The sequence below is a fragment of the Pseudaminobacter sp. Soil_N_29 genome (genome assembly GCF_057656055.1).
Genome location: NZ_JBDGLC010000001.1, coordinates 439,550 through 458,546 on the forward strand (window position 1 = coordinate 439,550; position 18,997 = coordinate 458,546).

16 protein-coding genes are annotated in these 18,997 nt (G+C 62.9%); 8 read left to right on the forward strand and 8 right to left on the reverse strand.

Annotated elements, in window-relative coordinates; genetic code table 11:
* Positions 1-19 precede the first annotated feature (19 nt).
* The gene (locus AC3A4H_RS02085) at positions 20-1,090 is read left to right on the forward strand and encodes a GlxA family transcriptional regulator (RefSeq protein WP_487765204.1); all 1,071 of its coding nucleotides are present in this window, start codon (positions 20-22) and stop codon (positions 1,088-1,090) included.
* A gap of 25 nt (positions 1,091-1,115) precedes the next feature.
* On the opposite strand, the gene AC3A4H_RS02090 is transcribed toward AC3A4H_RS02085, so the two are convergent.
* The 7 genes from AC3A4H_RS02090 to AC3A4H_RS02120 form a co-directional block, all read right to left on the reverse strand.
* Positions 1,116-2,003 carry an AraC family transcriptional regulator gene (locus tag AC3A4H_RS02090; RefSeq protein WP_348778230.1) on the reverse strand — a complete coding sequence of 296 codons (888 nt, stop codon included), beginning with the start codon at positions 2,001-2,003 and terminating at the stop codon, positions 1,116-1,118.
* 104 nt (positions 2,004-2,107) lie between these two features.
* Entirely contained in the window at positions 2,108-3,619 is a 1,512-nt protein-coding gene (locus AC3A4H_RS02095; RefSeq protein ID WP_487765205.1) for an amidase, read from the reverse strand.
* A gap of 9 nt (positions 3,620-3,628) precedes the next feature.
* Positions 3,629-4,354, reverse strand: a complete 726-nt coding sequence (locus AC3A4H_RS02100; RefSeq protein WP_487765206.1) for an ABC transporter ATP-binding protein — start codon at positions 4,352-4,354, stop codon at positions 3,629-3,631.
* Complete coding sequence (locus AC3A4H_RS02105; RefSeq protein WP_487765207.1) at positions 4,347-5,069, reverse strand: ATP-binding cassette domain-containing protein; 723 nt, start codon at positions 5,067-5,069, stop codon at positions 4,347-4,349. Before AC3A4H_RS02105 ends, AC3A4H_RS02100 begins: the two co-directional genes overlap by 8 nt.
* Positions 5,066-6,070, reverse strand: coding sequence for a branched-chain amino acid ABC transporter permease (locus tag AC3A4H_RS02110; protein ID WP_487765208.1), 1,005 nt, complete (start codon positions 6,068-6,070; stop codon positions 5,066-5,068). Before AC3A4H_RS02110 ends, AC3A4H_RS02105 begins: the two co-directional genes overlap by 4 nt.
* Positions 6,067-6,933 carry an ABC transporter permease subunit gene (locus tag AC3A4H_RS02115; protein ID WP_487765209.1) on the reverse strand — a complete coding sequence of 289 codons (867 nt, stop codon included), beginning with the start codon at positions 6,931-6,933 and terminating at the stop codon, positions 6,067-6,069. Before AC3A4H_RS02115 ends, AC3A4H_RS02110 begins: the two co-directional genes overlap by 4 nt.
* 33 nt (positions 6,934-6,966) lie before the next feature.
* Positions 6,967-8,202 carry an ABC transporter substrate-binding protein gene (locus AC3A4H_RS02120; RefSeq protein ID WP_487765210.1) on the reverse strand — a complete coding sequence of 412 codons (1,236 nt, stop codon included), beginning with the start codon at positions 8,200-8,202 and terminating at the stop codon, positions 6,967-6,969.
* A gap of 202 nt (positions 8,203-8,404) precedes the next feature.
* Here AC3A4H_RS02120 and AC3A4H_RS02125 point away from each other — a divergent pair, with 202 nt between their 5' ends.
* On the forward strand, positions 8,405-9,676 hold the full coding sequence (locus tag AC3A4H_RS02125; protein WP_487765211.1) for a glycosyltransferase: 1,272 nt from the start codon (positions 8,405-8,407) through the stop codon (positions 9,674-9,676).
* An 18-nt stretch (positions 9,677-9,694) separates the two neighbouring features.
* Here the strand turns inward: AC3A4H_RS02125 and AC3A4H_RS02130 are convergent, their stop codons facing one another.
* The gene (locus AC3A4H_RS02130) at positions 9,695-11,227 is read right to left on the reverse strand and encodes a Gfo/Idh/MocA family oxidoreductase (RefSeq protein ID WP_487765212.1); all 1,533 of its coding nucleotides are present in this window, start codon (positions 11,225-11,227) and stop codon (positions 9,695-9,697) included.
* Between the two features lie 154 nt (positions 11,228-11,381).
* Between AC3A4H_RS02130 and wecB the strand changes: the two genes are divergently transcribed.
* The 6 genes from wecB (at position 11,382) to AC3A4H_RS02160 (ending at position 18,903) form a co-directional block, all read left to right on the forward strand.
* Positions 11,382-12,434, forward strand: a complete 1,053-nt coding sequence (gene wecB / locus AC3A4H_RS02135) for a non-hydrolyzing UDP-N-acetylglucosamine 2-epimerase (RefSeq protein ID WP_487765213.1) — start codon at positions 11,382-11,384, stop codon at positions 12,432-12,434.
* 170 nt (positions 12,435-12,604) lie between these two features.
* A complete protein-coding gene (locus AC3A4H_RS02140) occupies positions 12,605-13,384 on the forward strand; it encodes an ABC transporter permease (protein ID WP_487765214.1) in 780 nt (259 codons plus the stop codon).
* Positions 13,384-14,877, forward strand: coding sequence for an ABC transporter ATP-binding protein (locus AC3A4H_RS02145; protein ID WP_487765215.1), 1,494 nt, complete (start codon positions 13,384-13,386; stop codon positions 14,875-14,877). The genes AC3A4H_RS02140 and AC3A4H_RS02145 overlap by 1 nt, the downstream gene beginning before the upstream one ends.
* Positions 14,878-15,012: 135 nt before the next feature.
* Positions 15,013-16,947 carry an asparagine synthase (glutamine-hydrolyzing) gene (gene asnB, locus AC3A4H_RS02150; protein WP_487765216.1) on the forward strand — a complete coding sequence of 645 codons (1,935 nt, stop codon included), beginning with the start codon at positions 15,013-15,015 and terminating at the stop codon, positions 16,945-16,947.
* Between the two features lie 17 nt (positions 16,948-16,964).
* Positions 16,965-17,918, forward strand: coding sequence for an NAD-dependent epimerase/dehydratase family protein (locus AC3A4H_RS02155; RefSeq protein ID WP_487765217.1), 954 nt, complete (start codon positions 16,965-16,967; stop codon positions 17,916-17,918).
* 76 nt (positions 17,919-17,994) lie between these two features.
* Entirely contained in the window at positions 17,995-18,903 is a 909-nt protein-coding gene (locus AC3A4H_RS02160; RefSeq protein WP_487765218.1) for a class I SAM-dependent methyltransferase, read from the forward strand.
* Positions 18,904-18,997: the final 94 nt, after the last annotated feature.

An 18,997-nucleotide genomic window follows, 5' to 3' on the forward strand; every position in this document is an offset into this window, starting at 1 on the left:
CCCTTCAAGGCGGGAAAACATGGCCGACAGGTTGCAGAAATTGCCGGACGCGAAGGAGCCGAAGGCGCGGCTGTCGGTCGGCTTCATTCTGGCGCGCCGCTTCACGCTGTGCGCCTTCGCCAACTTCGTCGATGTTCTCAGGCTTGCCGCCGACGAGGGCGACCGAAGCCGGCCGATCCTGTGCAAGTGGACGGTGCTGTCGGACGACGGCCACCCGGTCCAGTCGAGCTGTGGCGTTTCAGTGCAACCGCAGGAGCGCTTCGGCGACCCGAAAAAGTTCGACTACATCGTCGTGGTCGGCGGGCTGATGGACGAGATTCCCAGCGCCAATGCGCAGCACAACAGCTTCCTGCGCAAGGCCGCGGCTGCGAATGTGCCGCTGGTCGGCGTGTGCACCGGCGCCTTCATCCTGCACCAGGCGGGGCTGATGAACGGCTATCGCTGTTGTGTCAGCTGGTTCCATCATGCCGACTTCCTCGAGCAGTTCGACGGTTTGAAACCTGTCTCGGACCAGATCTTCGTGGTCGATCGCGACCGGCTGACCTGCTCGGGCGGCGCCAGTTCGGCGCATCTGGCCGCCTTCCTGGTGGAGCGCCATGTGGGCAAGGCGCAGGCGACCAAGAGCCTGCACATCATGATGTTCGACGAGGCGGAAATCGCGGAAACCCCGCAGCCGGGCATGCCGCTGGACCTCCACACCAACGACCCGATGGTGAAGAAGGCGCTGCTCCTGATGCAGCAGAATATGGATACGCCCTACACAGTGGCCGAACTTGCCCAGCGCATGGGCATCAACAAGCGCCAATTGGAGCGTCGCTTCCAGGCGGCGCTGCAGACCTCGCCAATGGCGGCCTGCACCATGATCCGCCTGGAGCATGCCCGCTTCCTCGTGCAGCAGTCCGACCGCTCGATAGCCTCCATCGCGGCCGAGTCGGGCTTCTGCGACGCCTCGCATCTCAGCCGTGCGTTCCGCAAGCGCTTCGGCGAGACGCCACTTGCGCTCAGGCTGAAAGACCTCGCCGAGGGCCAAGGGAAAGCCTCCCTCGCAGGCAAAATGGCGTCAGGTTCCTTGCACTCCGAAAGAGCGTGACGGCGCTCCGCTCTGCTGGCCCAACTCACCCGATGCGAGAGCGCCTGAAGCTCAAGGGGCTCTCGCCCATGTTGTCGGCAAAGAGCCTGCTGAAATTCGACGGCTCTTCGAAGCCGAGCGAATAGGCGATCTCGGCAATCGTGTTGTGCGAATAGAGAAGCTGCCTTTGTGCTTCGAGGACAATGCGCTGGTGGATCAGCTTCAGCGGCGATTCGCCCGCAACGCTGGTACAGGCGCGATGCAACGTGCGCTCGGTGACGTTCAGCGCGCTCGCATAGTCGGCAACGCACTTGGCGTTGCGAAAGCTGATTTCCAGCAGGTCGCGAAAGCGATCGTAGAGCCGGTGCTGCGGAATGTTGGCGACTGTAGTCGGCACCCGGCCCGCCTGCTCGCCCAGAATGCTGACCACGGCCAGCAGGTTGGCGGTCAGCACCGCGGTTCGGGCGCGGCTGTTCTTCTGGTCCTGGTAGGCGCGCAGATTCTGGAAAGAAGACTGGATGCTGCGCCATGCCTCCGCGTCGCCGGCCAGTTCGAGAACGTGGGGCCCGCGCACGATTTCAAACAGGCCGCGTGCGGCGTGGCCGGCCACCGCCTCGTCGAGATAGCTTTCGGCCGCTGTCAGCATGAAGACGCGCGCATCCGGCGCCAGGCGGAAGCTGTGCACCATGCGCGGCGGCACCACGACGACTGAACGGGCGGCGAACGCGCGCTTTTCGAGGTCGAGTTGCACCTCCCCCTCGCCTGCCTCCACCAGCGCGATCTGCAGGAGGTCGGCGTGGCGATGGGGGAAAAGCTCCCAGTTGTATTTGCGGATGCGCGTGGAGACGCGTTCGACCTGCAAATACTGGAACGAGCTCCGGGAATGCTGCTCCCCGAAGCGAACAATAGGCGGTTCGGGCGGCTTCGAGATCATGCCGCCCGCCGCCCGGCCACGCACCGTTTCCGGGCGTGATCAAGTTTGCAGAAACTGGGTGCTAAGGTCGCCTCCATCCCCGACCTGAACATCCGACCGGCGGACTAGAAAGTCCGCCAGTCGCCATCCGCTTCAAAGGCGGCAGCCGCGCCGTAGATCGTGGCCTCGTTCCAATGCTTGCCGGTCAGCATCACGCCGATCGGCCGGCCGTCCTCCATTCCGCAGGGCAAGGTCATGGCCGGATGCCCGGTCACGTTGAAGGCGCAGGTATTGCCGATCATCTCCCAGGATCGCGCCGTCACCTCCTCCGGGCCCGCCCCCTGCGGCGGCAGCGGGGTAGCCTTCACGGGCAGCGTCGGCATCAGCAGCAGGTCGAAACGCGACAGCGCCTCGTCATAGGCGGCCCGCAGGCGTGCCCGCATGCGCTGGGCCTTGGCGTAGTAGGAGCCATGATAGCGGCCGATGGAATAGCGGCCGAACAGCGCCATGATCTTGATCGTGTCGGCCATGTCGTCGCCGGCCTCTCGCCAACGCGCGCCAAAATATGGCTGGCTGCCTGCGCTCGGTCCCAGGCCGCCAATGCCGAGGCCGTGGGTTTCCAGCATCGTCCAGAGCCCGCCGTCATGCGCTATCGGGGCCCAGATCGCAAAGCCCAGGCTGTGCATGGGTATGCTGATTTCCTCCACCACCGCGCCCATGCGGGCAAAGCGCGCAGCCGCTTCGCGCACCTTGGCGTCGACCCCGGCTTCCGAGTTCGCGCGCCCGAAGCCTTCCTTCACCACACCGATGCGCAGGCCCTGAACGCCGCGGTCGAGCTCGGCCGAGTAGTCGTTCACCTGTACATCGCGCTGGCGAGGATCGATGCCGTCGGCACCGGCGATTGCCTGCAGCAGGCGCGCATTGTCTCGCACATTGGCAGAAATCGGCCCGGCATGATCCATCGACGGCTCCAGCGGCGTGATCCCCGTGTAAGGCACGAGGCCATAGGTCGGCTTCATACCATAGACGCCGCAATAGCTGGATGGAATGCGCACCGAGCCGGCCTGATCGGTTCCGATGGAAAGCGGAACGTCGCCGGCGGCCACCACGGCCGCGCTGCCGGATGAAGAACCTCCGGCCGAATAGCCCGGCCGCACCGGATTGTGCACCGGCCCCGACGAGCTTGTGTGGCTGCCGCCTGAAACGCAATAATTCTCGCAAACCGCCTTTCCGGCGATCTCTCCACCCGCGTCGAGAATGCGGGTAACGATCGTCGCGTCGATGTCCGGCACGAAGCCTTCGAACAGGCTCGAGCCGTTCATCATCGGCACGCCGGCAACGCACACATTGTCCTTCAGGCCCACCCGCGCGCCGGCAAGCGGACCATCCTCCCGGCCGCGGATGTCGGTCTTGACGTACCACGCGCCGAAGGGGTTCTCGGCGGGTGCGGGAAAGCGCCCTGGCGTGCGCGCATAGGTAATTTCCGGGCGCTCGTCGTTCATGAGGTCAAGCTCCGCATAGGCATCGCTCAGCGGCTGCACGATGCGCTCTACCGCGGCAAGGTAGCTGTCGTGCGGCTCCATTCCCAGCGCATCAGCGGCGCGGCGCAGGTCGCGAACATTCGGATTCCTGAACATGGATTGCCTCTACACCTTTTCTTCCAGACCGATGAATTCGTCGATGATTTTGGGATCGCGCAGCATCTGCGGTTCAAGCTCGCGAATGATCATGCCCTTCTGCACCAGCAGGACGCGGTCGGCAGTGCTGCTGATGAAATCGAGGTCCTGCTCCACCACCACCACGCACAAGGAACGTTGTGTGGCCAGTTTTAGAAGGTGGGCCTCGATCTCCTCCACGATTGCCGGGGCCACGCCCTCGGTCGGCTCATCGAGAAGCAGCAGCTTGGGCTGCCCGCTCAGGGCGCGCGCCAGCGCAAGTATCTGCTGTTCTCCGCCGCTCAGCGCGCCGCCCTTTCGGTTCAGCAACGGGGCCAGCACGGGAAAATCCTCGACCGCCCTGTCGATGGCCTCGTTGGTCTTCAGCCGCGCCGCCGCCGCACCGAAGGCCAGGTTCTCGCGCACCGTCAGGCCGGGGAAGATGTCGCGCCCTTGCGGCACATAGCCGAACCCGCGCCGCGCCCGCAGGTGCGGCGGCTCGCGGGTCACGTCCACGCCCTCGAAGCTGATCTCTCCGCCCCATGTCGGCAGGATGCCGGCCAGCAGCTTCATCAAGGTCGTCTTGCCCATGCCATTGTGGCCCAGCAGACCGACGATCTCGCCGACACGAGCCTCGAACGACATGCCGTTCAGCACCGGCACGCGGCCGTAGCCGGTGCTAACATCGCGCACTTCCAGCAAGCGGGGCTCAGACATTCAGGCCTCCCGCCTTCTGCCCCAGATAGGCGCCCCGCACTTCGGCATTGCGCAACACTTCCTCCATCGTGTTCTCCACGATGATGCGCCCTCGATGAAACACTGTGACCTTCTCGGCAATCGCGCGGATGAAATGCATGTCGTGCTCGACGATCACCAGTGCCCGATCCCCACGCAGCTTGCTGATAAGCTGAATCGTGTGCTCGACCTCGCCCCGGGTCATACCGGCGGCGGGCTCGTCCAGCAGCACGAGCTTGGGGTCGCAGACCAGCACCATGCCCAGTTCCACCCACTGGCGCTGGCCGTGCGAAAGGCGGCCAACCTCTTCCGCGGCGATGCTTTCGAGCAAAACTTCGGCAAGCATGGCCTCGCTGGCGCGTTCGGCCTCGCGGCTGCCAAGACGGCGCATCGCCGCGATCCTCAGGTTCTCGCGGACGGACAAGCCGTTGAACAGGTTCGGAACCTGCGTCTTGATGCCGACACCCAGCCGCGCGATCTCGAAGGGCGAGTAGCGCGACGTGTCTTTCCCCATGATCCGGATGGTGCCGGCGCTGGGCTTCAACTGGCCCGACAGCAGCTTGAAGAAGGTGCTCTTGCCCGCCCCGTTGGCGCCGATCAGGCAGCGCAACTCACCGGGCTGGAGGGAGAAATTGACGCCCGCCACGGCGGCCACGCCGCCGAAAGTGCGCCACAGGTTTTGAACTTCGACGATCACGACCGAGCGTCCTTGCCAGTCTTGAGGAGGCGCGCGCCATATTTTCGCGCGGCCGGCACGATGCCCATGGGCAGCACCAGAACGGAAATCACGAACACCAGGCCGAGCACGATGTTGGGCTCCAGCAGCCGCACCGAGCCGAGCCAGGTGGTCAGGCCGGTGATGACCATGGCCCCGACCACCGGCCCGATCAGCGTGCCCAGCCCGCCAAACAGCACCCAGATGATCGTCTGGGCAGCGAAGCCTACAGCGAAATTGTCGGGCCCGATGAATGCGCCCCAGGCTGCGAAGAGTGCCCCGGCAATGCCGGAAAGAGCGGCGCCGAGGATGAAGAGCAGCAGCTTGTGGCGGCGCACGTCATAGCCGAGCAGTTCGGCCCTCAGTTCGTTCTCGCGTATGGAGATCACCACCCTGCCGAATGGCGTTTTCACGAACAGCCTTGTCCCGAGATAGGCAAGCAGCATGGCACCGCCGGCAAGGTAGTACATGCCCACGAAGTCCAGCGGCTCCGATGCGCCAGGCAAGCTGATCGGCGGCACCGAGGGAATGCCGTTATAGCCGCCGATCTGGACAGAACCGATGCGGTAGAAGTCGCCGGACGTGCTGTTCACCAGGTTGTACATGATCAGCGACAAGGTCAGCGAAACCACGCCGAAATAGACGTCGCTGATCCTGCCGTAGAAGGTGAAGTAGCCCATAAGCAGCGCAAAAACGGCCGGCACGGCAATCGCGGCCGCAAGCCCCCATGAGCTGCTGTCCAGGTTCATGGCCGTGATAGCATAGGCATAACCGCCCAGGCCGAAAAACACCGCCTGCCCCAGGCTCAATATGCCGCCGATGCCCCAGACCAGGTTCAGGCTCATGGCCATGAGCGCCATGACGGCGAAGACCGACAGGTTGAAGAGCGTGTATTCTTCCGACAAGAGCGGGATGCCGAGCAGGACGACCAGCCCGATCGCCGATGCCGCCAGAAAAGCTGGGCTGACGATTTCCCGTATCACATTCCACCTTTGAAGAAACGACCGGTGATGCCGGCGGGAAGAAGCCGCAGCAGCAGGACAGCCGCTGCCAGAAGCGCAACCTCGCCCAGAACCGGGTTAGACAGGATAGTCACTACCGAATTCACACCGCCGAGCAGGCCCGAGGAGGTCGCCGTGCCGGTCAGCGGAAGCGCGCCGCCGACGATCACCGTAATGAAGGCCTTGCCGATATAGGTCAGGCCTGAGATGGGCATGACGCCCGCGATCGGCGCGAAGGCGGCTCCGGCCAGCCCCGAAATGGCGGCCCCCAGCCCGAAGGTCACAGAATAGACGTTGCCGACATGGGTGCCGAGAGCGGCCGCCATGTTGGCGTTCTGCATCGTGCCGCGCGCGATAAGGCCGAACGGCGTCCAGCGCAGCACGACATACATTCCCGCCAGCACCGCCACGGCCAGGCCGATGATGAAGAAGGTATAGCCGCCTTCGCGATACTGGCCGATCTCGACGCTGCCGAAAGGCGCGCTGACGCCCTGCTGCTGGTAGCCCAGCGTAACCGAGGCTATGCCGATGAACAGCAGGCTGATGCCCCAGGTTGCCAGGATCGTCTCGACCGTTCGGCCGTAGAGGTGGCGAACCACAAGCCGTTCGACGGCCATGCCAATGACCATCACAACGAGCGGTGCGACCACGAACATCGCGATCCAGAAGTTTACGCCTGCACGCACCGCCAGCACGAAGGCGAATCCCCCGATCATGAGGAATTCGCCATGGGCGAAGTTGATCACGCCCATCATGCCGAAGATGATCGCCAGCCCGGCCGCGATCAGGAACAGGCTGGCGACAGCGTACAGGATATGGATGCCGGTTATGGCGACCAGTTCCATGACGATTGTCCGGTTTTCTAATTGACTGCTGACTTAAAGTTCTACGGGGAACTGCTGGTTGGTGTCCGGATTGGCGATCAGGTCGCAACGCGCGTCATCGCTTACCGGAACCTGGTTTTCCCACCGTTCCTTGATCTCGAACTTGGAGCCCCGCACTTCTGCGAGATACATGTTCAGGACCGCATGGTGCGTCTTCGGATCGACCGTCACCGTGCCGCTCGGCCCCTCGACGGAAATGCCGCTCTCCAGCACTTCGATGACCTTGTCGCGGTCGAGCGTGTCTGCCTTGCGCACGGCTTCGGCCCACAGCATCATGCCCTGATAGTCGCTCGGTCCGAGCGTCCCGACCACTTTCTCGCCGGGGAACTTCGCCTTGTACTTGGCGAGGAACTCGGCATTCTGAGGCGTGTCGATCTCGTCGAGGTAGTTCTTCACCACCGTTACGCCTTCGATGACGTCGCCAGGCATGCGCAGCGTTTCGCCCGAATCCCCGAACGCGTGGCCGGCCATGCCGATGGTCTTGTTCAGGCCGGCAGCGGCCCACTGGCCATAGAAGGCTTCCTGCGGCGGGCTGACGAAGACGTTGAACACGCTGTTTGCGCCGGCCTGCTGGATGCGGCTGATGGTGGCCGAGAAGTTGTTGGCATCGAGCGGGAAGAATTCCTCGCCCACGATCTCGCCGCCATTGTCCTTGGCGATCTTGGCTGCCCACTTCGCGGAATCATGACCGAAATTGTAGTCCGCCGCGATCGTGTAGATCTTCGGGCCATAGGTCTTGATCATGTGCGGAATGAGGTTGCGCAGCAGCTGCTGCGGCGTCGGGCCGGTCACGAAGGTGTTGCGGTCGCACAAGCCGCCTTCGTAGATCATGTTGTAGAAATAGAGCGTCTTGGCACGGTCGAGGATGGGACGGGCCACCTCGCGCGCGGCGCTGGTGATTGCCCCGTGCACCACGGCGACGCGGTCCTTGAGGGCCAGTTGCTGCGCATATTGCGCATAGAGACGGTTGTCGGACTGGGTGTCGTAGATGACGGGCTCCACCTGGCGGCCCAGCAATCCGCCGGCGGCGTTGAGATCGTCAACGGCAAGCTGCAGACAGTTCAGCTTCGGCTTTCCCAGCACCTCGAAAGGTCCGGAAAGATCGAGCAGAACGCCAACCTTGATGGGATCTGCACCGAGTGCTGCGGTGCGCATCACCAATGGCGCGGCCAGGGTCGCGATGCCTGCGCCGATTCCCCCCTTCAAGACACTCCTGCGATTCAGATGCATTTTCTCCCCCTTGTCTTGCTTTTCGCGAGCGTAGGGAAGCATTTTGCACCGCCTGGCGACATGGCAGTTACGGGCAGTCACTTATCAATATCGGACAATTGCCGCGCCATGGAGGAGGCTTCGGTTTACGGCTATAAGACCGCATGGGCGGCGGAGGCTTGGGCCGGGGTGGCCTTCAGGCCGCGCCCGCGAAAGACGCGACATGAAGGTGTTGGTCATTTCGAACATGTACCCCACCGAGGAAAATCCGGTGGGAGGCATTTTTGTCCACGAACAGGTCAAGGCGCTGAGGTGCTTTGGCGTCGACGTGCGCGTGGCCACGGGCAAGCCTCTGTGGCTGTCGCGCCATCCCCACAGGGCGGCAATGCGCGTCCTGCGCGAACTAGCGGACCGGCGCCGTAGCTTCCAATGGACCGAATATGACGGCGTGCCGGTTGCAACCTTCAGCTATTTCGCAGGCGGGTTCGCGCGCCCCTTCCTCCGGCCGTGGTTCTACGCAAACTCGCTTCGCCGCTGGCTTCCCTCGATCGCCGCCGGCTTCGACTACGATCTCGTCCATGCGCACACCGCGTTCCTTGACGGGCGCGCGGCGGCCGACGCGGCGCGGCTGCGCAATGTGCCGTTGGTGCTGACGGAACACACCGGGCCGTTTTCGCTGGTCACCGACGATCGGCGGATGCGCAGGCATACCGTGTTTGCGATGAACGCGGCGGACCAGATCATCGCCGTCAGCAGTGCTCTCCGCGGAGAGATCGAAGAGCGCCTTCCCGAAATCGATCCGCGCAAGATCATGGCCTTGCCCAACGGGGTGAATTGCGAATTCTTCGACCCATGCCTCTGTCCAAACCGGGCAGACCTGGCAACCGCTGGCACCAACTCAAAGTCCTCCGAAGCGATACCGACAGCCCACGACACGGAGACCATCACCGCGCTCTGGGTCGGCCACCTGGTCGAGGTCAAGCGCGTCGATCGCTTGCTGGACGCCTTTGCGATGGTCGCGCCGCACGTGCCGCGCCTGCGTTTGCGCCTGGTCGGGAGCGGCGTCTTGGAGGCAGCCCTGAAACGAAAGGCCGGCGAACTGGAGGTTGCCGATAAGGTGACATTTGTCCCGACCCGCGACCGCGCCGGCGTTCGCGCCGAAATGGCCAGCGCGGACTTTCTGGTAATCTCGAGCGAGGTCGAGACCTTCGGCGTGGTCGGCATCGAGGCGATGGCGATGGGTCTGCCGGTGGTCGCAACGAACTGCGGCGGCCCGCCGGATTACGTCACCGGGCCTGACATCGGGGAACTCGTGGACAACTCCACAGAAGGCATTGCCGCCGGGCTTCGCAACATGGCCGCGCGCCCTCCCGGTATTGACCGCGCAAAAATCCGGCGGCAGGCGGTCACGAAATTCGATTTCGGCCTTCTCGCGCGGCGTCTTGGCGAACTCTATTCCGATCTGGTCAAGCGCCGCGCGGCCGGCCACCGCTGACATGTCTTCCAACCACGGTCATGTGATTTCCTGCAAAGCCCCTCCTTCCGTGACGCGATAGCGTCGGCTCTCGTCTGGGCAGATCAGATCCTCGCCCAGCCGCCGCCCGGCATGGCTGACCCAGCCGATTCGCACCGCCGGCACGCCAGCAACCAGTGCATGGGCCGGAACGTCTCTGGTCACCACGGCGCCAGCCGCGACCATGGCATACTCGCCGATGCTGTTGCCGCAGATGATGGTCGCATTCGCCCCAATCGTCGCGCCCCGTCCTACGGGCGTCTCGCGGAACTCGTGCTTGCGCTCATATTCAGCACGCGGTGCGAGCACATTGGTGAAGACGCACGCAGGGCCGCAAAACACTCCATCCGCAAGCGTCACGCCCTTGTAGAGGGAAACATTGTTCTGGATCTTGCAGCGGTCGCCCACCGTCACATCGGGGCCGATCACGCAATTCTGGCCGACGACGCAGTTTTCCCCGATAGTGCTTCCCTGAAGCACGTGGCTGAAGTGCCAGATCTTCGTTCCCTTGCCGATCGAGGCTCCATCGTCGACGACAGCGGTAGGGTGCACGCCCGGATGCGCCGCCTGCCGCTTCGGTGCGCTGGCCTTTTCCAGCACCGCCAGCACGCCCAGGCCTTCCGCGCCATCGGTTCGCGGCTGCCGTCTGCTACGGATGCACTCGACAAAATGCCGGCATTCGTCCTTCAGCGGCTCGTTCGGCTCCAGAACGGCATATTCCGGCTCCACTGTCTTTGCCACCGGCACGCCATTCTTCCACGAGACGCCGCCGCGAAACACCGCAAGCTTGCGGTCCCATGGCAGGCAATCGTCAAACACCGCCATCGCATCGGTGCCCACGACGACAAGCCGTTGCTCCTTGATCGGGTTGAGCCAGGAGATGTGGATATGCGCCTTCAGCCCGGTTTCGAATTCCAGGTGAACGATGGACGTATCGCTGATCTGCGGGTGAAGCACAGGCAGCGCGTGGCAGTCGACCCGGGACGGCGCCTCCCCCGCCAGCGAAAGGATCATCGAAAGATCGTGCGGCGCAAGGCTCCAGAGCGCGTCTTCCTCGCGGCGAACCTTGCCCATGTTGAGACGGCGGGAATAGATGTTCAGCAGGCGGCCGAACGCGCCTGAGGCGGCAAGCTCGCGCAGCCTGATGAAGGCGTTGTGATATTGCAGCAGGTGCCCCACCATCAGGAGCAGGCCTTGGGACTCAGCCAGTTCCACCAGCCTGCGCCCGTCGGCGGTGTTCAGCGCCAGCGGCTTCTCGACATAGACATCCTTGCCGGCTTCCAACGCCTCGCTGGCAATATCAAAATGCAGGTGCGCCGGTGCGGCAACGATCACGCCCGGAATTGAAGGATCGCCCAGCACCTCCTCCAGCGAGGCGGCCCGGCAGCCATATTGGGCAGCCAGTTCCGAGGCTCGGACCATATCCGGATCGACTATCGCTGCCAGCAGGCCGAGCTCCGCAACGCTGCGCACAATATTGCCGCCCCACCCGCCCGCACCGACAACCGCGATGCCAAAGTCCTCGCCCGCCATGGTTTGATCCGCCCGCGCATGTGAAACAAATATAAACGCGAATATTGAAGAGAACGAAAGTTATGCGAATTTGCAATTCGCCAGATCAATAAATACTCATGTTTAAATATGCATCGCGACGCCGCAGCTGCACCCACACAGAGGCGAATATTTCATGCGGTCAACCATCATTTCCATCGTCGGCGCGCGGCCTCAATTCATCAAGGCCGCCGCAGTCACCCGCGCCATCGGCCGCGCCGGCAATCTCTCGGAAAAAATACTCCACACCGGGCAGCACTTCGACGACAACATGTCGGAAGCTTTCTTCCGCGACCTCGACATTCCCGAGCCCGCCTTCCGCCTGCATGTTTCCGGAGGCAAACACGGCCAGATGACCGGGCGCATGCTGGAGGCCATCGAAGCGGTGCTTGTGGCCGAAGGCCCGTCCGCAGTTGTGGTTTATGGTGACACCAACAGCACGCTGGCCGGCGCTCTGGCCGCCGCCAAACTGCATATCCCGGTCATCCATGTCGAAGCGGGCCTGCGCTCGTTCAATATGCGAATGCCGGAAGAGATCAACCGCGTCCTGGCCGACCGGGTGAGCTCGCTGCTCCTCTGCCCGACCAGCACGGCGGTGGACAATCTCCGCCACGAGGGCATCACGGCTGAAATCCGGAATGTCGGCGACGTCATGTTCGATGCCACGCTGTTTGCGCGCGAACGCTCAAGATCGCATTCCAGCATTCTCGCCCGGTTGGCGCTGGACGAGGGCGAATACTCGCTGGCGACCGTTCATCGCGCCGAGAACACGGCCGACGCCGCCGCGCTGCGACGGGCCATTTCCTATCTCGAAGAACACGCGGTCGAACGCCCTGTGATCTTTCCGGTTCATCCGAGAACCAGAGCCGCCATGGAGATGCACGGCATAGCCCCGAAGCGCATCAGGCTCGTTGATCCGGTGGGATATTTCGATATCCACCAGTTGCTCGCCGGCGCCGCGCAGGTTTTCACCGATTCCGGCGGACTTCAGAAGGAAGCCTATTTCCATCGAAAGCCGTGCGTCACCCTGCGCGACGAGACCGAGTGGGTCGAGACGATAGCGCACGGCTGGAACAGGCTCTGGTCGGTTCCGGACTATGCCCCTCGCCGTGAAATCGATGAATATGGCGACGGCCGCGCCGCCGAGCGCGTGGTTGCGGAAATCGCCGCCTTTCTTGAAGCCGGATGAGCCCGGGACGCGGCAGCCGGGCTACTTCCGAGCCAATCTTGCAACGAAACCCTATCCAGCCTAGAAAAAAACCGCCGCTATCAAATCTATCCTCTCGAATTGGAATGCTAGAAATTAGATCACCACTGTGACTTTGGGTTCCAGGACCTAGTTATATGTTGAAGCGCAGCATGACTTGGTGGAAAACCTACGGCGTCAGGCTGTTTCACTCCGCGCGCCATGACGTTCGACAGCGTTATGCAGGCTCGTACTTCGGCAGCCTCTGGGCAATCCTCTATCCCGTGGCGCTTCTGGCCTTCTACGCAACGATCTATGTGGTCGTCTTCAAGGTCCGCCTGCCGAACCTCACAACGGAGCACTACACCATCCTGGTGATGACGGGCCTCTGCGCGATAATCGTTTTCGGAGAGAGCCTCGGCGCAGGCGTCAGCGTCCTCACCGGGCAACGAGGCCTGTTGCTGAACACCGTCTTCCCGGCCGAATTGCTGCCGCCGCGCGCCGTTCTGGCAAGCCAGGTGCCGGCTCTCGGGGCACTGTCCGTCACATCGCTCGCGGCGCTGTTGACGGGTGCCGCCTCGCCCGCCGCCCTCGTCGTCGTGCCTCTGACCTGGGTGCTGCTCATCATGTTCATGATGGGGCTGGTCTGGGTTCTTTCGCTTCTGTCGCTGCTTGTGAGGGACATCGCCCAGGCAGTGGGCATCATCAACATGGCCGTCATGGTTCTAAGCCCGATGGCCTTTACCCCAGATATGGTCCCGCCCGGATTGAAGTTCATCCTGCTGCTCAATCCCATGAGCTACTTCATCCTGTGCCTTCAGGCACCGCTTGCGCTGGGCACCTGGCCGCCGCTTTCGGCGTTCGTGGGGGCGCTGGTGCTTGGCATCGGAAGCTTCGTTGCCGGCCTTGCCTTTTTCCGGCGAGCCCGCTTCATCTTTGTGGATTATGCGTGATGGACAGTGGCTTGGGGGCCTCCACCGAAGTCGCCATCGCGTTCGAAAGCGTTTCCAAGCGTTACCGCCTGGCGGGCAGCCCCAGGCAGCTTCTGTTCGAAGCAACCGGCCTTTCACGCCTCTTCGGCGGCAAGAGCCAGGCCGAAGATTTCCTCGCCCTCGACGATGTGACATTCACGGTACCTCGCGGTCAGCGCGTGGGTCTCATCGGGCGCAACGGCGCCGGCAAGACGACGCTGCTCAAGCTCATTGCCGGCAACTACAGGGCAACCAGCGGCTCCGTGAGGGTGAACGGCAGCGTTCAGGCGCTGATGACACTGGGCCAGGGCTTCCACCCCGACTATTCCGGCCGCGACAACATCAGGGCCTCGCTCCAATATAACGGCCTCTCCGACAGCGAGCTCAAGGCGGCTTTCGAGGATGTGGTGGAGTTTTGCGAACTCGGGCCCTTTCTCGACCTTCCGTTCAAGACCTATTCCAGCGGCATGCAATCCCGGCTGATGTTCGCCACGGCCACGGCCATCAGGCCCGAGGTTCTCATCATCGACGAAGTGCTTGGCGCAGGCGACGCCTACTTCCTCGCCAAGTCGAAGCGCCGCGTGGAGGCCCTCGTTGCGACGGGCTGCACGCTGCTGCTTGTCTCCCATGCGATGTCGCAGGTGCTGGAACTCTGCGACCGCGTCATCTGGCTTGATGGCGGCCGGATCCGAGCGTCGGGCGAGGCATTTCCCATCGTGAAGGCCTATGAGGAAGCCATGTATGGGGCGATGCCCGGAACCGGCGACCCGCTTGCGTCCAGGCGCCGCAACAAGGCGGCCACGCCAACTGCCGAACCGATGGTGGCACCGACCCCGCCCGCCTCTGTCTCTCCGTTTGCGGTCACGCCGTCGCGAACTTTCCTCATGCAGCAGCCGATGTTTCGCCCGCACGGCGAAGAGGTCGGCCCTTCACCCGTGCCCGACAGCGACGGTCGCGAATTGCGCAACGTCGCCCCCGGCGGCATTTCGCGCTGGGCGGGCACCGGCGGGCTCATTGTGGTCGGAGCTGCTTTCAGCGGTCCCCAAGGCCCGACCTCACGGCTGGTCTGTCTCCAACCGGCTCGGGTGAGCCTGTTTCTGGAAGCGCAAGAGGCCGGCGAATTCAGATGCACCTACGGCCTTGCCGTCCATGATCTCCAGGGTCGTTGCATAGCCCGGATGTACAGCCCGCCCGATCGCTTCGTCGCCAAGCCGCAAGAAGGAAGGCGGGTGGAAATGATCCTCAATCCGCTTCAGATCGGGCCCGGCGTCTATACCGTGGGCGTGTCGGTCCTGCATGAAACCGCGATAGAGAATGCCAATCACGCAGAGCGCTACGATCTGCTCAGCAGAAGCTTCGCCGTGGAAGTCGCGCTTCCCGACAGCCTGGGCGCGCTGACGGCAGACTTCATCCACAGCAGCGAGTGGGAGTTTCGCCCTGCCGTCCTGCCGGCAAGTCACGAAGACGGAATCTAGCACCGGACAGAAAATGATCCACAGAAACGTCTCGGCGTTTCTTGCCCGCCATAGCAACTACTCCGTCCTTCACCCTGCCGCGTGACATTCTGAAAATATATCGATACAAATTATTACAGGGGGACACATGAAGCCATGTGCGGGATTGTTGGAATACTCTCGCTGAAAGGCGAAGCGATACCCGACATGGAGCGCAGGCTCGGGGTCATGAGCGCTCTGGTCGCTCACCGTGGGCCCGACGGACAGGGCATCTGGATTGATCCGTCACGCCGCGCGGGGCTGGCACATCGGCGGCTGGCGATCAACGATCTCTCCGAAACTGGCGCGCAGCCCATGTCGGGTCACGACGGCTCGGTGATCACCTTCGACGGCGAAATCTACAACCATCCCGAACTGCAACAGGCGCTTCACGGTCGTTGGGATTTCCGCTCCGGCTCCGGCGCTGAAACCATCCTTGCGGCCCATGAGCGGTGGGGCACAAACACGCCCGACCGCCTGCGCGGCATGTTCAGCTACATACGGTGGCAAGGGGGCGAATTCTTCGCCGCGCGCGACCCGTTCGGAATGAAGCCCCTCTACTACGCCGAGCTGGCCGGCGTCCTCTATCTCGCGTCGGAAATCAAATCCCTCCTGCCGTTTCTTCCGGAGATCGAAACCAGTCCGGAAGCGCTCGCCGAATATCTGACCTTTCAGTACCAGATCGGCCCCGAAAATCTGTTCCGCCACGTTCATACGCTGCTGCCCGGCCATCTGCTAAGGACTGCCCAGGGCCGCGTCATCGTCGAGCGCTATTGGGACATTCACTACGAAATAGACTACGACCACACGCCCCGCTATTTCGAAGAGCGCCTGGCCGATGCCCTCAGCCAATCGATGGCGCATCACATGCGAGCCAATGTGCCGGTCGGCACCTATCTTTCCGGTGGTCTCGATTCCAGCCTCGTCGGCGCTCTTTCCGCCAGGCATCCCAATTCGGCCGGCGCGGGCTTCCATGGCAAATTCCTCGACGCCGCCGCTTACGACGAAAGCCGTTTCGCCCGGGCCGCGGCCGAGGGCGCCGGCATCGAGCTGAACGAGATCACCATCGGCGCAGACGATTTTCGCGATTCCATCGCCAAGGTGCTCTACCACCTCGACCAGCCTGTGGCCGGCCCCGGTGCGTTCGCACAATACATCGTCTCACGGGCAGCCGCCAAACAGGTCAAGGTCGTGCTGGGCGGCCAGGGCGGAGACGAGATTTTCGGCGGCTACGCCCGCTATCTCATCGCCTATCTGGAACAGGCCTTGAAGGCGGCCATAGACGGCTCACACCGCAACGGCAATTTCGTGGTTACGCCGGAGTCCATCATCTCCAATCTGGTCGTCCTGCAGGAATACAAGCCTCTCCTGAGGCACTTCTTCGCCGAGGATCTCTTCGGCCCGATGGACGAGCGCTATTTCCGGCTCATCGACAGGGCCGGCGACATGACTGAAGAAATCGACTGGCCCGCCCTCGACCTCTCTGGCGTGATGGAGCGCTACCGCAACATCTTCAATTCCACGCGCAACGTGCGCAAGGAGGCCTACTTCGATTCCATGACGCATTTCGACTTCAAGTGCCTGCTGCCAGCATTGCTCCAGGTCGAAGACCGCATGTCGATGGGGCATGGGCTGGAGGCGCGTGCGCCTCTGCTGGACAGGCCGCTCGTTGAACTGCTGGCCACGATCCCGGCAAACATCAAGTTTCCCGATGGCCGCATGAAGCATCTGCTGAAGGAGTTCGCGCGCCCCCACCTGCCGGAGATGGTCGTTGACCGCCGCGACAAGATGGGCTTCCCGGTGCCGCTCAAGGAGTGGCTTTCAGGCCCGTTGCACGACTTCGTCCATGACATCTTCTCCAGCCAGGCAGCGAAGAGCCGGCCTTATTTCAACAATGCCGCCATCCTCACGAATTTTGCCCGGGGCGGGCCGTTCTCGCGCAAGGTCTGGGGCCTCCTGTCCCTGGAAATCTGGCACCAGCTTTTTCACGATCGCGCCTCGCATTATCGCGCCATGATCTCGTCGAACGAAATCTCCGCACCTGCAGCGTAGGAAAGGGACGACTGAACATGAAGGTACTTGTGACAGGTGGCTTTGGTCAGATCGGGTCAACGGTGTCCGACATATTTCTGGCGCGCGGCGACACCGTTCTTTCGATAGACAACTTCGCCACCGGCAGGCGCGACAACCTCGCAGCCCATCCGAACCTGATCTGCGTGGAAGGCTCCATCACCGACAGCCACCTCGTTGCCCAGCAATTCGAGGCGTTCAGGCCGGATGTCGTCATCCACACCGCCGCCTCGTACAAGGACCCCGACGACTGGCATACCGACGCACTGGTCAATGCCGTCGGCACCGCCAACATCGCGCGCGCCTGCCGGGATCATGCGGTGCAACGGCTCGTCTATTTCCAGACCGCCCTTTGCTATGGGGTCAAGCCATCGTCCTCGCCCATCCGGCTCCATCACCCCATCAATCCGGTCAACTCCTCCTATGCCATCTCCAAGACCTGCGGCGAAAACTACGTCCAGTACAGCGGTGTCGACTGGGTCACGTTCCGCCTCGCCAATGTCATCGGCGAGCGCAACGTCTCCGGCCCCCTGCCCATCTTCTACGACCGACTTTCGCGAGGCCAGAAGTGCTTCGTCACCGAGGCGCGCCGGGACTTCTGCTATGCGGGGGATCTCGCCAAGGTGGTAGTGCGCGCCGCCGATGGCGATGGCCACGGCACCTATCACTTCTCGTCGGGCAAGGACGTGGCCATTCGCGAACTGTACGACGCGGTCGTAAGGGCGATGAAGCTCAACGACTATCCCGAACCCGAATTGCGGCCGCTCGGGCCCGACGACGCCGCGTCGATCCTGCTCGACCCCTCGCGGCTTGTCGCCGATTTCGGCGAACCTGAATTTACCGACCTCGATGTGATCGCACGCCGCTCGGTCGAACGCTGGCGCCAGGATGGCGTCGCGGGAGGCTACACCCATCTGAAGGAGGCCCGCGGCGAGATAGGGGCGCCCGCCTGATGCCCGTCTTCATCACCGGCCGAACCCGCTGCCTGGCTCCGCGGCCGCCGCGGTGACCGGCCAAGCAGGAGGCCATATGTCGAACGCTAGGCGGACGGTCCCCTTCACTCGCGAGCCCCTTGCCGTCGCGTCCGGCATCCCGGCCTTCATTGCTCCGGACGCCTACACGCTCAACTACGAAAAGATCGCCGCGGACCATCTCGCCGCGCTGGACCGAAAAGGGGTCAATCCCTTCATCGCGGAGGAAACCTGGGCCGTGCTGGATGGCTCGACAAGGCTCATCATCGAGGACCATCTGAGGCCGGGAGACGTGATCCTCGATGCCGGCGTCGGGCTCGGTCGCCTGCTTTCGTCCTTTCCGCAACACGAGCGCCATGGCGTCGACGTCAGCCAAGGCTATCTCGAACGAACGCGGGGGCTCGGCATTCATGTCGCGCTGGCCAAGCTCGAGGACCTGCCCTACCCGGATTGTGCCTTCGACATGGTGGTATCCACCGATGTCCTGGAACATGTGCTCGACTTCTATAATGCCACCCTAGAGATGGTGCGCGTGCTGAAGCCGGGAGGCGTGCTGGTGGCGCGCGTTCCGCTCGAAGAAGACATGCGAGTCTACTACGATTATCGCGACTATGATCTTGTCCATGTGAGACGCTTCGACCTCTGGGGGCTGCGCCTGCATTTCGAACGCGTGCTCGGCCTCGACTATCTGCTCGACCAGCCCGTGCTGCCGACCTATCGCGGCATCGGCACGGCTCGCCTGCAGCCGCTGGATGAGGGGGCGGCCGTGCGGGCCCTTCTCGAAACGCTGCCTGAAAACATGCCCGGGCTCGCCGACCTGAGAAGCTTTTCTCGGCTCACAGCGGCCAGTTTCGAGTTCTTCATGAATTCAACTGCAGCAAATCACCCGGAGATATTCGCAAAACTCACGCCACTTCTGGCAAAACATCTTGAAATAAACGTCGTTTTCAGGAAGCCTCTCGCCTAGCATTTCCTAAGCGGGGGCTGGAATGCGAGTGCGAGTACAAGTGTTTTTGCGTTCTGCGCCTTGGCGGAGCTTTTCCGTCACGCTTGCCGCAGCC